The organism is Enterococcus sp. DIV1368d (assembly GCF_050542975.1).
GTDB classification, from domain to species: Bacteria; Bacillota; Bacilli; order Lactobacillales; family Enterococcaceae; genus Enterococcus_D; species Enterococcus_D casseliflavus.
In genome coordinates, this window is the sequence record NZ_CP172939.1 from 2,114,470 (window position 1) to 2,127,739 (window position 13,270).

The 13,270-nt window shown below is 42.8% G+C and carries 11 protein-coding genes; 6 read left to right on the forward strand and 5 right to left on the reverse strand.

Annotated elements, in window-relative coordinates; all coding sequences use genetic code 11:
- Window positions 1-26 precede the first annotated feature (26 nt).
- Together IGJ44_RS09825 and IGJ44_RS09830 are read right to left on the reverse strand one after the other, a co-directional pair.
- The gene (locus IGJ44_RS09825; RefSeq protein ID WP_081116626.1) at window positions 27-704 is read right to left on the reverse strand and encodes a YesL family protein; all 678 of its coding nucleotides are present in this window, start codon (window positions 702-704) and stop codon (window positions 27-29) included.
- Window positions 705-719: 15 nt separating this feature from the next.
- Window positions 720-1,688 (reverse strand): ABC transporter permease, encoded by a 969-nt coding sequence (locus tag IGJ44_RS09830; protein ID WP_005229934.1) that lies wholly within the window; start codon window positions 1,686-1,688, stop codon window positions 720-722.
- 259 nt (window positions 1,689-1,947) lie between these two features.
- Here IGJ44_RS09830 and IGJ44_RS09835 point away from each other — a divergent pair, with 259 nt between their 5' ends.
- Window positions 1,948-2,835 (forward strand): carbohydrate ABC transporter permease, encoded by an 888-nt coding sequence (locus IGJ44_RS09835; protein WP_015509917.1) that lies wholly within the window; start codon window positions 1,948-1,950, stop codon window positions 2,833-2,835.
- A gap of 60 nt (window positions 2,836-2,895) precedes the next feature.
- Here IGJ44_RS09835 and IGJ44_RS09840 read toward each other — a convergent pair whose 3' ends face one another.
- Entirely contained in the window at window positions 2,896-5,109 is a 2,214-nt protein-coding gene (locus tag IGJ44_RS09840) for an AraC family transcriptional regulator (RefSeq protein WP_074535204.1), read from the reverse strand.
- Between the two features lie 162 nt (window positions 5,110-5,271).
- Here IGJ44_RS09840 and IGJ44_RS09845 point away from each other — a divergent pair, with 162 nt between their 5' ends.
- The 5 genes from IGJ44_RS09845 (at window position 5,272) to IGJ44_RS09865 (ending at window position 11,343) form a co-directional block, all read left to right on the forward strand.
- Window positions 5,272-6,252 (forward strand): LacI family DNA-binding transcriptional regulator, encoded by a 981-nt coding sequence (locus IGJ44_RS09845; protein WP_074535203.1) that lies wholly within the window; start codon window positions 5,272-5,274, stop codon window positions 6,250-6,252.
- Between the two features lie 72 nt (window positions 6,253-6,324).
- Window positions 6,325-7,728 carry a tagaturonate reductase gene (locus tag IGJ44_RS09850; RefSeq protein ID WP_074535202.1) on the forward strand — a complete coding sequence of 468 codons (1,404 nt, stop codon included), beginning with the start codon at window positions 6,325-6,327 and terminating at the stop codon, window positions 7,726-7,728.
- Window positions 7,729-7,740: 12 nt separating this feature from the next.
- Complete coding sequence (locus IGJ44_RS09855) at window positions 7,741-9,252, forward strand: UxaA family hydrolase (protein WP_074535201.1); 1,512 nt, start codon at window positions 7,741-7,743, stop codon at window positions 9,250-9,252.
- A 20-nt stretch (window positions 9,253-9,272) separates the two neighbouring features.
- A complete protein-coding gene (uxaC, locus tag IGJ44_RS09860) occupies window positions 9,273-10,661 on the forward strand; it encodes a glucuronate isomerase (protein ID WP_074535200.1) in 1,389 nt (462 codons plus the stop codon).
- 10 nt (window positions 10,662-10,671) lie between these two features.
- Window positions 10,672-11,343: a rhamnogalacturonan acetylesterase gene (locus IGJ44_RS09865; protein WP_074535199.1), complete on the forward strand. Its 672-nt coding sequence runs from the start codon at window positions 10,672-10,674 to the stop codon at window positions 11,341-11,343.
- A gap of 246 nt (window positions 11,344-11,589) precedes the next feature.
- On the opposite strand, the gene IGJ44_RS09870 is transcribed toward IGJ44_RS09865, so the two are convergent.
- Window positions 11,590-12,396: a gluconate 5-dehydrogenase gene (locus IGJ44_RS09870; RefSeq protein WP_005229917.1), complete on the reverse strand. Its 807-nt coding sequence runs from the start codon at window positions 12,394-12,396 to the stop codon at window positions 11,590-11,592.
- Between the two features lie 22 nt (window positions 12,397-12,418).
- The gene (kduI, locus tag IGJ44_RS09875) at window positions 12,419-13,261 is read right to left on the reverse strand and encodes a 5-dehydro-4-deoxy-D-glucuronate isomerase (RefSeq protein WP_005229915.1); all 843 of its coding nucleotides are present in this window, start codon (window positions 13,259-13,261) and stop codon (window positions 12,419-12,421) included.
- Between the last annotated feature and the right edge of the window lie 9 nt (window positions 13,262-13,270).

Below are 13,270 nucleotides of genomic sequence, written 5' to 3' on the forward strand. Positions count from 1 at the left end.
AAGTAAAAGTCTTTGAGCCGTTTTCTTTAGATAATGACCTCCTCTCCTTTGCTGGCAACGGTTTGCTCCGTAGTCGATGCCGTTTTTGAAACCACCTGATCTGTTTCAATTGGGTGGATATCTTGAAGAATTTTTTTACCAGCAAGGGCAAAAACACCACCAACTAAGCTACTACCCATCAAAAAGAGGCCGATCAAGAAATAACTGCCCAGGACTAAATAGCCAACGATCAAAATCGTCCAACTTATGATCGAATAATGCAGATAGCCTAAACCTAACAACGCACTCCCCCGCAGGATCTCAAACACGGTCACAAAGTTGGTGGCTGCCATGACGGTATACACGTGCATGAATAAAAAGAGAAACGCAATCAAAAAGAGGACATTCGCTACTTGGATAAACCATGGAAATGGCGCAAATATGTTGGTGATCACGATCGCTGCAATGATCAGAAACAACCAACTGATCAGCACCGATTGTCGGAACCGTTCTTTACTATAGTAGAAAAAACTTTTTATCAAAGGTGGTCGTTCATGAAGACGAAGCCAGCGATCATAATATTTCATCATGGCATACGACGCAGGGCCAATGCCAAAGAGGACCCCTCCCAGGAGAGTCACACTGAGCCAAAGAAAGTGAAGTGCGATCAGCGTCAAAAATGCGAGTAATCCTTCGTTGATTTTCGTGATCTTTTCGATCGTCATGTGATCCCTTCTTTCTTAATAAATCCCGTCTTCGCCAATTTTTTTCGCCAAACGATTCGCAAAGATAACGAGGATCAAGCCAACAAGTCCTTTAAACAGCCCAACAGCTGTCGAGTAACTCAATTGACCATTTTGAATCCCGGCGGTATAGACAAAGGTATCAAAGATTTGGGCAACTTCACGGTTCATTGAGTTCATCAACAAGAACATATGCTCAAAGCCCATATCTAAGATCGAACCGATCTTTAAAATCAATAAGGTTACGATCGTTGGACGAATACAAGGCAATGTGATATGCCACATTTTTCGTAGCTTGCCAGCCCCATCCATATCCGCAGCTTCATAAAGCTGTTCATCAACATTGGTAATAGCGGCTAGATAGACGATCGTCCCCCAACCGGCACCTTTCCAAAGATCTTGGAAAATGTACATTGGACGCAACCACGTGCGGCTTGTTAGAAACGGGATACGTTCGCCACCAAGACTTTCGATCATGTTATTGATTACACCACCTTCTGTCGTTAATAAAACATAGAAGATGGAAACAACGATGACCCACGACATAAAATGAGGCAAATAAATGATGGTTTGAATCCCTTTTTTCAAACGGCGATTGTTTACTTCATTTAGCATAAGTGCCAATAATATAGGAAAAGGGAAAGAAATCGTGATATTTAAGAAAAACATGATCAGTGTATTGCGCATCAACATCACGAAGGTATCTTCAGTAAAGAGCCGAATAAAATGAGTGAAGCCAACAAAGGGGCTTCCTAGGATCCCCAAGAATGGTTGGTAGTCTTGAAAAGCGATGACCAAACCGCCCATCGGTATGTAACGGAAAATAAGAAAATATAAAATCCCCGGCAATACCATAATATAGAGGGCACGATTTTTTCTGATTTGCGCCCATTTTTTCTTTTTCAGCCGCAGCCGCTGTTCTTCTTCATTAAGTGGTGAGAAGTAATTATCAACTTTTGTTTCCATACTTGTTCCTCCGAATTTTTTTGATTTGATAGTCCCATGGTAGCGTGAAAAAAAGATAACGTATATAATCATTTTCTCAGCTTTGAAAAGGCATACATTTTTTAGGATTATTTCTCAATCGAATTGGAAAACCCTTGATTTATCAACGTTTATCACTATTGTGAATTTTTTAACATGTAAAAGTGATTATATACGTTGTCCCCGCCTCATGATACGTTGGAAGTACCTATTTAAGTAAAAAAAGATGGAGGTTTTTTCTATGCAACAAACCCTGAAAAAAACGAACCGCCCGAAAAGTGAACGGGTCGTTCAAGGATTTATTATTGGCTTTCTACTACTCTTCACCTTAACGTGTCTCTTACCTTTTCTAAACATTCTCGGAAGCTCCTTTGCTTCTTCTTCTGAGATCGCGACACGAACATTTATCATTATCCCACGTGAATTTAGCTTAAATGCTTACCGGTATATTCTCTCGACACCCACGATTTTTACGAGTATTGGTGTTTCCCTTTTCGTGACCATCGTCGGAACGGTTCTTTCAATGATCTTGACCTCTTTTATGGCCTATGCTCTTTCGAGAAAATATTTGCATGGACGCGGCATCTTCAACTTTATTGTCGTATTTACCATGTTGTTTAGCGGTGGGATGATCCCAAGTTTTATTTTGGTACAAAGCCTCGGCTTGATCGATTCTCTCTGGGCATTGATCTTACCGAGCGCCATCAGTGCATATAATATGATCATTATGAGAAACTTTTTCCAAGGGATTCCTGATAGTTTAGAGGAATCCGCAAAAATGGATGGTTGCTCTGATTGGGGCGTCTTTTTCCGTATCATCTTACCCCTTTCCTTACCATCGATTGCGACGATCTCTTTGTTCTACGCTGTTAGTTATTGGAATACTTATCAATCAGCGATCTTGTACATCAATGATTCAGCGAAATGGCCGATCCAAGTGCTCCTTCGACAAATCGTGATCGTCTCCAGCGGGATGAACGCTGATGCCGCTAGTGTCGATGTTGTCCCCCCAGCACAATCCGTAAAAATGGCCGTGATCGTCGTTGCGACTCTGCCAATGTTGATCGCCTATCCCTTTGTCCAGAAGTATTTCGTGAAAGGTGCAATGGTTGGTTCCGTCAAAGGGTAACCAACAGGCAGCAAAGAAAAAAAGCGCTTTTGATCAACGATCAAAAAGCGCTTTTTTCTTTTAGTCTTTGGATCGCTTGCGATACTCTCCAGGGGTCATCTGTTCTTTCTTTTTGAAAAAGCGGATGAAGTTTTGAGAGTTGGTATATTGAAGGTTGGCTGCGATTTCCTTGATCGTCATATCCGTTTCCCGCAACCATTTTTTGGCGATTTGCAACCGATAGTTTTGTAAGTAATCGGCAAAATTGATGGATAATTCCTTTTTAAACACATTACTTAAGTAATTGGCATTATAATGCAGCTGTTCAGCAATGCTATCTAAGGAGAGATCTTGATCGTATTGTTGGTGTACGATCAAGACCATCTTTTCAGACAAGGAGCGAATTTCTCGATCTGTTTTGGCTTGTGTCGTTTCAACGATAGGTAAAACTAACTCATGATAGATGATTTGCTCAACTTTGAACAAACTAGTTTGGTTGAGCACGGATTGATAAACTTTACGACTATTCTGCAAGCTGGTATGATCCGCTCCTAAGAGTTGCCCTAGCTGAACGATACTGTTGATCAACTTAAACAAGGCACTTTCAATCGTCAACGGATTTTTGTTTTCATGAATGATTTCCCGTACGACTTCCGTGTAACTCGCTTTGATGGTCGCTAGTTCCCCACTACGCATCGCATCCAAAAAGGTGCTTTCTGCTTCTCTAGGGTATTGAACGATCGCATTATTGTCTAATTGTGCTGCAATGTCGTCAAAAAAGATAATGACTTCTTCCCCTAAATTCATTCGATAGTGCAAGGCTTCTTTGGCGTTATCAACCGCTAATTTGGTTTCTACGAGGCGGTCGTAGGATTGTGAGACCCCACAACTTATTTTGATTTTCAAGTAATCTTTTGCCGCTTGATGGATCTTTTGACAATAGGTCAATACTTGTTTTTGGTCAACTGATTCAGGAAGCTTTAAAATCGTTCCTTGGGTTTCTTGACTGGAGATGATTGGTTGAAAACGCAAATTTGCTGGAATGATCTCAGAAACGAGATTCTCGATGGCAAGCAAGAAAATATCAATAGTCGCTGTTTCTCGTCCACACAAATCATCGATTTGAATCAGTAATACGGCAAAGTGTTCTGTTTTGGATACTTCATACCCAAATTGTGACAGTTTTAAGTGAATATCTTCTTCTGAGATACAGCCGCGAAACAAGTTTAATAGAAACAAGGATTCTAATTCGGGCTTTTGATGCTCGACTTTGACGGCGAGATCGTGGTTTTGATGTAAGACCTGGTCGATATCGGAAATCAACTGATTGACTTCTAATTTCTGACCTTGTTTTTTGGGCTTTAAAAGCTCACCGATCCGATTGATGGGTGAGGTAGCCACGATCGCAATGCGATAGGATACTAATAAAAAGAGGATGATCAAAAGACTGCCAATCACGATCAAACCGCTTCTTAATTCACGGATTGCTTGTGAAACGCTAGCAGACGCCAGGCGGATCACATGATACCACTGATTGTAATCCGATTGTGTGACCACATACTTATTGTTTTCTTTGTCAGTGAAGATGCCATCGCCGTGGGCAGCTGCAATCATTGTTTCTTGTAAGGCAGAATCGATCACTTCACCATTATCGAAAAGCAGTTGTCCGTCTGCATGAAAAATATTCAAAAAGGAATCGTCATGATCTGCCACCAACTGCGCAATGGTATGGTCTTGGATTTCAGCGATCCCCAAAGCAGTGGTTTCCTGGCGAAACACAGGCAGCGTCATCACCATTTTTAAATAGCCATCTTCTGGTAACCAATACAAGTAGCGTTGGTTGTCGATCAACGCTTGAAAAGCAGCGAATTCAGTATCATCGATCTGTTTTAAGGAGCCTTCTTCGATTTTCCAATGCTGATTCAAATTCACCAATTGGTAGCTGGCGTTTTCAATCCCCATCACACCAATGTAAGCCAGTTGTGAATTGATCTCTCGCACTTGTCGATAATTCGTCACGGAAAACGGCTGTTCCATCGTATCGGAAAAGCTTTGTGTGCTACTGTATGTAGAAAAGGCATACTCCACCATCTGAATTTTTTGATCCAGATTTTCTTTGACTTGGTTGACCAAATTATGTTGACTTTGCAAAAATGTTTCTTGAATGTTTTGATACGTTCGATGATAAATGACCCCACTAAACCCAATGATTAAAGCGCTACCAATTAGAAAAATCAAAATAAATATTTTATAAAACAAGTTGGACGTTTGATGATAGCTTAAAAAGAATTTCATAGACTCCCTCCCATTACCTGACTATCTTCTTTTATACTAGCACATCCCAGAAAAAGTTCCTATGTTATTTTGAAAAATGTTTCACGTGTGCATCCTTGGTGTATTGACATTCTCGTGGGAACAAGCTATGCTTGAATCAAGCAAAAAGGAAGAAGGTTTTCTATGGTCACGATCAAAGATATCGCCAAAGTCGCTGGTGTTTCACATACAACTGTTTCTCGTGCGCTAAACGATAGCCCATTAATTAAGCCAGAAACAAAAAAGAAGATCGCAGCCATCGCTGAATCTTTACACTATGTGCCCAATGTCAATGCCAAAAGTCTGGTGAATCAAAAATCCTATATCGTTGGTCTTTATTTTTCTCATCTATCCATTGGTACTTCCGATAGCTTTTTAGTCGAAGTGATCAAAGGAATCAGTGATACCCTACCATCCGAATATACTTTGGCGGTTCATGAATTATTGCAATCCGATACATTTGATGAAGAGCCGAATCGCCTCGATGGAGCGATCGTGATGAGTCAAAGTGATCGTGATGACGGCTTTATCGCTGCTCTTTCAAAGAAAAACATTCCTATCGTCGTTTTGAATCGTCAATTGCAGGATGCAACCTTGATGAATGTCACTAGTAATGATGCCCAAGGGGTCTATCAAATGATCACCTATGTGCTTGAACAAGGCTTTCGAAAGATCGCCATGATCGAAGGGATCGCTTCCTTTGGTTCCGCTAGAGAGCGCCGCAAAGGATTTATGAAAGCGATTCAAGAAAAGCAGCTTGTCTGCCCGAAAGAATACTTCGTAGCTGGCGACTACTCGTTGGAAAGCGGTCAGCTGGGTGCCCAGCAACTACTCGCTTTACCTGAACCACCTGAAGTGATTTTTTGCGCCAATGATGACATGGCGATCGGTGCGATCAATGCCTGTCATCAAGCAGGACGAAAGATCCCTGAGGAGATCGGTATCATCGGTTTTGATGATAGTTCTTTTTCTCCCTATACGTATCCCCCATTAACAACGATCCGCAAACCAGTCTATGAAATGAGTCAATTGGCAGCAACCCTGCTGTTGCAAGCATTTGCCAATCAAGTAGTTGAGAAACAACATTTCTTTGATACCTCGTTAATCATTCGTCAATCGTTGTAAGCCTCTTGTTTTCAAGAGCGCTTACGCAAAAAAATGTTAACGTGTGCATAACTATTTTTTAAGGAGGATTCTATGAAAAAAATTACCGAACAACCCCATCAAACCTATCCAGCCCGAGTGATTCAATTCGGGGAAGGCAATTTTATGCGGGGCTTTTTTAACTGGCAGCTGCAGCAAATGAACAAGAACGGTCTTTTTAACGGCAGTGCCGTTGTGGTACAGCCGATTGATCACGGCTTGAAAGAGCTGTTGGCACAACAAGAAAATCTCTACACCGTTATCTTAGAAGGACTTGTCGATGGCGCTTTATCTCAAACATTTGAAGTCGTCTCCACCATTGATCAAGTGTTGAATCCATATCAGCAATGGGAAGACTATCTTGCTTTAGCCGAAGACGAGCAACTTGAGATCATCGTTTCTAATACGACGGAAGCAGGTATTGCGTTTCACCCAGAGGATACCTTACACGATACCCCTCCCCAAAGTTTTCCCGCAAAACTGACCGCTCTTTTGTATCGTCGTTTTCAACTACGAAAAAAGGGATTTTTGATCATTCCTTGTGAATTGATCGATCGGAATGGAGAAAAACTAAAAGAGATCGTCTTACAATATGCCGCATTATGGTCTTTGGAGTCAGACTTCGTCAACTGGTTAGAAAAAGAAAACACCTTCTGCTGCAGCTTAGTCGATCGGATCGTTCCAGGATATCCTCGCGACAAAGTGGCACAATACCAAGAGGTTCTTGGCTATGAGGATGCCGTAATGGTCACTGCGGAACCCTTTATGCTATGGGTGATCGAGGGAAGCGGCGTAGCCGAAAAGCTCCCCTTGCAAGAAGCTGGGTTGAATGTGATCGTGACAGAAGATATGACTCCTTACCGTGAACAAAAAGTACATTTATTAAATGGTCCTCATACGGCGATGGTTCCACTCGCTCTTTTAGCAGGTTTAGAAACCGTTGAAGAAGTAATGAACGACCGTGAATTTGCAGCCTTTTTGGATGGTCTTTTTCAGGAAGAGTTGATTCCAATGCTTGATTTGCCTAAAGCGCAGCTTGCAGCTTATGCGGACCAAATCAAAGAGCGCTTCAGAAATCCTTATGTGAAGCATCAGCTGCAATCGATCGCTTTAAACAGCGTCTCAAAATTCCGTGCGCGTCTTCAACCAGTCTTAAGTCGTTATGTCCATCAAAACCAGCAGGTACCAAAACGAATCACTGCCGCACTGGCAGGGTTGCTGACTTTCTATCTCACACGACCCTTTCAAGATGATGAGCTAGTGACAACCATATTTCAGCAAGTGAAACAATTACCAGCAGAAGAACAGATCGCAGCTCTATTAAAAAATGAGCAACTTTGGCATGCAGACCTGAGCTTTATGACAGAGACGATCAATGAAATGTGCACATGCCTAAAACAAGACGGACCCCGCCAGTTACTTGCGTCGATTGACACCCCTGAGCCAAGTTTGAAATAAAGGAGAATCTTTATGTCCAGCACATTAACAGAAACACCCGCGCAACTATTGAAATTGCACCCTAAAGACAATGTCGCAGTCGCATTAAAACCACTAGCTGCTAAAACGACCCTTGCATTTGAAGGTCAAACGATCACCCTTTTTGAGGATATTCCACAAGGACACAAAATCGCCCTCAAAGACCTCGCACAATCACAAGACGTGATCAAATATGGCTATCCCATTGGACATCTCTTAGCTGACGTGAAAACTGGCCAATGGTTGCATACCCACAATGTCAAAACCAACCTTTCTGGCACCTTAGCATACACCTATGCCCCCGATTTGCATCCCGTCCGTTATCCAAAAAGGGCTGCGACGTTCCAAGGGTATCGACGGGCAAATGGCAAAGTTGGGATTCGTAATGATTTACTGATCGTGCCAACAGTTGGTTGTATCAATGGTATCGCAGAGATTATTGTTGAAAACTTCAAGAAGAATCATCCGGATCTTGGCACTTTTGATCATATTACGATCCTTAAACATCCCTACGGCTGCTCTCAGTTAGGCCAAGATCATCAAAACACTCGTCAAATTTTAATTGATGCGGTGCATCATCCAAATGCCGGTGGCGTCTTGGTCTTTGGCTTAGGTTGTGAGAACAACACCGTTCCCGAGTTTAAGAAAAACCTTGGTGACTACGATCCAAAGCGCGTCAAATTTATGGTGGCACAGGAAAGCGACAATGAAATTGCGGTCGGAGAAAGCTTATTAGAAGAATTACTGGAAGCAGCAAAAGAGGATCAACGAGAAGCCGTTCCCTTGAGTGAGCTAAAGATCGGGTTGAAATGTGGGGGTTCCGACGGGTTTTCTGGGATCACCGCCAACCCTTTGTTGGGGGCATTTTCTGACTTTTTAGTTTCTCAAGGTGGCAGTACGGTCTTGACGGAAGTACCCGAAATGTTTGGCGCTGAACAAGTCTTGATGGCGCGTGCACAAGATGAAGCAACCTTTGAAAAAATTCTCCATCTAATCAACGACTTTAAAGATTATTTCCTTGCATACGGTGAACCGGTCTATGAAAATCCTTCTCCTGGCAATAAGGCAGGCGGCATCACTACGCTAGAAGATAAGTCATTAGGCTGTACTCAAAAATCTGGGACTTCCGCTGTCGTCGATGTCTTAAAATATGGGGAAAAACTCCGTAAGCCAGGCTTGAGCCTGCTGGAAGGTCCAGGAAACGACCTTGTTGCCGCTTCTGCACTGGCTTCTGCCGATTGCCAACTCGTCTTATTTACCACTGGTCGCGGCACGCCATTTGGTGCCTATGTGCCGACCATGAAAGTTGCCACGAATCAAGAGATCTATCATAAGAAACCGCACTGGATGGATTTCAACGCTGGTCGCTTGTTGGAAGAGCCGATGGAGGTCGTGCTGGAAGATTTTATTCAAGCGATCATCGATACTGCCAGTGGAAAACCGACGCGTAATGAAGCCAACAACGTTCGTGAGATCGCCATCTTTAAAAATGGCGTGACACTATAATCAAAGAAAAGAGGTTCGACATGTTTTTAAATGAAAACTATTTATTGCCAAATGAAATTGCTCAAACACTTTACCATGACTATGCCAAAGAGCTGCCGATCATTGATTACCACTGCCACTTAGACCCGAAAGAAATCTATGAGGATCGGCCCTTTAAAACTATCACCGAGGCTTGGCTAAGTGGTGATCATTACAAATGGCGATTGATGCGCGCTTGTGGCGTACCCGAAGAAGCGATTACGGGCAATGCCAGTGATTATGAAAAATTCTTGGCATGGTGTCAAACAGTGCCAAAATTGGTGGGAAATCCCCTTTACAGTTGGACCCATCTAGAATTAAAGCGATTTTTTGAGATCGATCTTCCCGTTACTGAAGAAAATGCCGAAACTTTGTGGACGCTATGCAACGAAAAATTGCAGCAAAAAGACTTTACTCGTAGAGCTTTGATTGCTCGCAGTAACGTCGAGATCGTTTGCACCACAGATGATCCAGTCGATGATCTTCACTATCATCACCAATTAAGCCAAACAGAACAACGTTTTCGAGTCTTGCCGACCTTTCGCCCTGACAAAGCGTTACAAATCGACCATCCGAATTTTCTTACCTATGTTACCAAACTCGAAAAGAGTGTCGAAAACGCGATCACTACCTACGATGCTTTCTTGAGAGCCTTGCGGGATCGTGTAACCTACTTTCACCAGCATCACTGCCGCTTGTCTGACCATGCATTGGATACTTTAGTGTATGCTGCAGACGAACAGTTATCCCTTGAAGCAATTTTTGCCAAAGCATTAGCTGGAGAATCTTTGGAGGAAAAAGAAGTCTCGTTCTTCAAAACCAATGTTCTAGTTGAACTGATGAAGCTGTATCACGAACATGGTTGGACGATGCAACTGCATGTCCATGCGTACCGTAACTGCAACCAACGAATGTTTGAGCGCTTGGGACCAGATACGGGCTACGATGGCATCAATGATCAACCACTGACTCAAAACTTGCAGAAATTATTGAACGCTGCTGATGCGCAGGACCATTTGCCTCAAACGATTCTCTACTCCTTAAATCCCAATGACTATGATGCACTCGTCGCTTTGATGGGGTGCTTCCAGCAAGAAGGCAATAATAAATTGCAGTTAGGATCTGGCTGGTGGTATAACGACACCCGCGCAGGCATGCGTCACCAATTGACGAAATTCGCAGATGGCAGTGTGATCTTTAACTTTGTCGGCATGCTGACGGATTCAAGAAGCTTTTTGTCTTACACCCGTCATGAATATTTCCGACGCGTCTTTTGTGAATGGCTCGCTGAGATCGTTGTACGTGGTGAAGCACCTGCTGATCTTCGTCAGCTAAAACCATTAGTAGAAAATGTCTGTTATCAAAACGCCAACAACTACTTCAAATTTTAGGAGAAAGCAAATGGTAAAAATCGTCATCGTCGGTGATTCCACCGCATCGATCAAAGAGCCTAGCGCTCGTCCAGAAACGGGCTGGGGAGAAAAAATCTCACGCTATCTACCCCAGCATCAAATCGTCAACTTGGCAAAAAATGGGCGTTCCTCCAAGAGCTTCATTGAAGAAGGACGCTTGTTGCAGGCAGAAAAAGAACTACATGCTGGTGATTATCTCTTGATTCAATTTGGACACAATGATCAAAAAACAGATAGTCGCGGCACGACACCTGTTGAATATCAGCATAATTTAGCAACCTACGTGCAAACGGCACGCCAGCAGCAAGCGACACCGATCCTATTGACCTCGATCACTCGTTTGCATTACGTGGACCAACAGCAACTTGATCCTTTGGCAGTCGGTCCTTACCCAGAAGCAATGCGTGCTTTGGCTACCTCCTTGGATGTGGTCTGTCTGGATCTTTTTGCCGCAACACAACGGTTCTTTTCAGCGCTGGAACCACAACAGGCGAAAACCTATTTTCTTCATTTAGAAAAAAATCAGCACCCCAATTATCCAACCGGCATTACGGATAACACGCATTTGAATGACCAAGGTGCTACAGCCGTCGCCAAATTAGTTGCCAAATGTTTGAAAAATGCTCCATTACCGCTTGCACAACAAGTTTTGTTAGATTGAAACTCATTGCTCGTGTTGAATCTTCCCCTAACATAAATACGCTACCTGATTTGAAAAAGAGCTACTCAAGCAAAACGCTGCGAAGAACATTTTCCTTCACAGCGTTTTGCTTTTGATTCTTTTTAAAAGATTTGTTTGCAGTTCCTTTGCTTCAACCCATTTATTTTTAAAGCCCTGCATTTCTTGGGTGTTGGACCATAAAAATGGGAACGATTGCAATCGTCCCCATCCTTACTACTGATTGTTTTATTCAGGTTGTTTCCCGATATACGCCAAGATACCGCCGTCTACATATAAGACATGGCCATTGACAAAGTTGGATGCCTCAGAAGCTAAGAAAACAGTTGGTCCTGCTAAATCTTCTGGCTCACCCCAACGGGCAGCAGGTGTTTTCGCTACGATAAATTGATCAAATGGGTGACGAGAACCGTCTGGTTGGATCTCTCGTAATGGTGCGGTTTGCGGTGTTGCAATATAACCAGGTCCGATCCCATTACATTGGATGTTAGCTGAACCAAATTCAGCACAAATGTTTTTCGTCAACATTTTCAAGCCGCCTTTAGCCGCTGCGTAACCAGCCACCGTTTCTCTTCCCAATTCACTCATCATTGAGCAAATGTTGATGATTTTTCCATGTCCTTTTTTGATCATTGACGGTAAGACTGCTTTTGAAACGATAAATGGAGCGTTCAAGTCCACGTCAACGACTTGGCGGAAGTCTTCAGCAGACATCTCCAACATCGGGATTCGTTTGATGATCCCAGCATTATTGACTAAGATATCGATCACGCCAACTTCTTCTTCGATCTGCTTGACCATTTCGTTGACTGCTTTTTCATCCGTTACATCACAGACATAGCCGTGGGCTTCGATCCCTGCTTCACGATAGTTTGCTAATCCTTTATCCACTGATTCTTGATCCAAGTTGTTAAAAACGATCGTTGCTCCTGCTGCTGCTAGTGACCGAGCGATCGTAAAACCGATCCCATAGACAGCTCCAGTCACTAATGCGATCTTACCATCTAAACGAAATTGATCCATTGAAAAATCCATAATTGATAAACCCTCTTTCTTTTTATTTTAAGTCGTCCATTGCCACCATATCCATGTCGGTATAGGTGATATTTTCGCCACACATTGCCCAGATAAAGGAGTAGTTACTGGTTCCAACACCCGAATGGATCGACCAGCTTGGAGAAATAACTGCTTGTTCTTCACTAACGACTAAATGCTTCGTTTCATCTGGTTTGCCCATCATATGGAACACTTTTGTGTCTTCGTTGGCAAAATCAAAATACACATATGCTTCCATCCGACGTTCATGGGTATGACTTGGCATCGTATTCCAAGCACTGCCTGGTTCTAAGATCGTGTACCCCATTTGTAATTGACAGCTTTCACAAACATTTGGGTGAATGTATTGATAAATTTTCCGTTCATTTAATGTCAAGCCCTCGCCTGTCTCCATTGGTGTGACTTGATCGATACTGATTTTTACATTTGGGTATTTCTTATGTGCTGGCACGCAAGATAGATAGAATTTCGCTGGATTTGCTGGATCATCTGAGTGGAACAAGACTTGTTTGGTTTCCTTGCCGATATAATAACCGTCTTGTTTTTTCATTGGTTCTTTTTGGCCATCGATCGTGATCGCACCAGGTCCTCCAATATTGATGACACCTAATTCGCGACGTTCTAAGAAGTATTCCACCCCTAATTCGCTGCTTAACTGCACTTCTAACGCTTCTTCCGTCGGTGTCACTCCGCCAAAGATCATCCGATCATTGTGGGTATAGGTCAGCATGATTTGTCCTGGTGTGAAAATTTTCTCTACCAAAAATTCTCTGCGTAATTCCTCGGTACTATAGTGACGAATATCAAGTGGACTATGGGTATAGCGTGTTTCCATGTGTTGCATGTTTTATTC

Coding starts and splice junctions, on each gene's coding strand:
- IGJ44_RS09825 (WP_081116626.1), bottom strand. CDS start 704: ATGACGATCGAAAAGATCACGAAAATCAACGAAGGATTACTCGCATTT.
- IGJ44_RS09830 (WP_005229934.1), bottom strand. CDS start 1,688: ATGGAAACAAAAGTTGATAATTACTTCTCACCACTTAATGAAGAAGAA.
- IGJ44_RS09835 (WP_015509917.1), top strand. CDS start 1,948: ATGCAACAAACCCTGAAAAAAACGAACCGCCCGAAAAGTGAACGGGTC.
- IGJ44_RS09840 (WP_074535204.1), bottom strand. CDS start 5,109: ATGAAATTCTTTTTAAGCTATCATCAAACGTCCAACTTGTTTTATAAA.
- IGJ44_RS09845 (WP_074535203.1), top strand. CDS start 5,272: ATGGTCACGATCAAAGATATCGCCAAAGTCGCTGGTGTTTCACATACA.
- IGJ44_RS09850 (WP_074535202.1), top strand. CDS start 6,325: ATGAAAAAAATTACCGAACAACCCCATCAAACCTATCCAGCCCGAGTG.
- IGJ44_RS09855 (WP_074535201.1), top strand. CDS start 7,741: ATGTCCAGCACATTAACAGAAACACCCGCGCAACTATTGAAATTGCAC.
- uxaC (WP_074535200.1), top strand. CDS start 9,273: ATGTTTTTAAATGAAAACTATTTATTGCCAAATGAAATTGCTCAAACA.
- IGJ44_RS09865 (WP_074535199.1), top strand. CDS start 10,672: ATGGTAAAAATCGTCATCGTCGGTGATTCCACCGCATCGATCAAAGAG.
- IGJ44_RS09870 (WP_005229917.1), bottom strand. CDS start 12,396: ATGGATTTTTCAATGGATCAATTTCGTTTAGATGGTAAGATCGCATTA.
- kduI (WP_005229915.1), bottom strand. CDS start 13,261: ATGCAACACATGGAAACACGCTATACCCATAGTCCACTTGATATTCGT.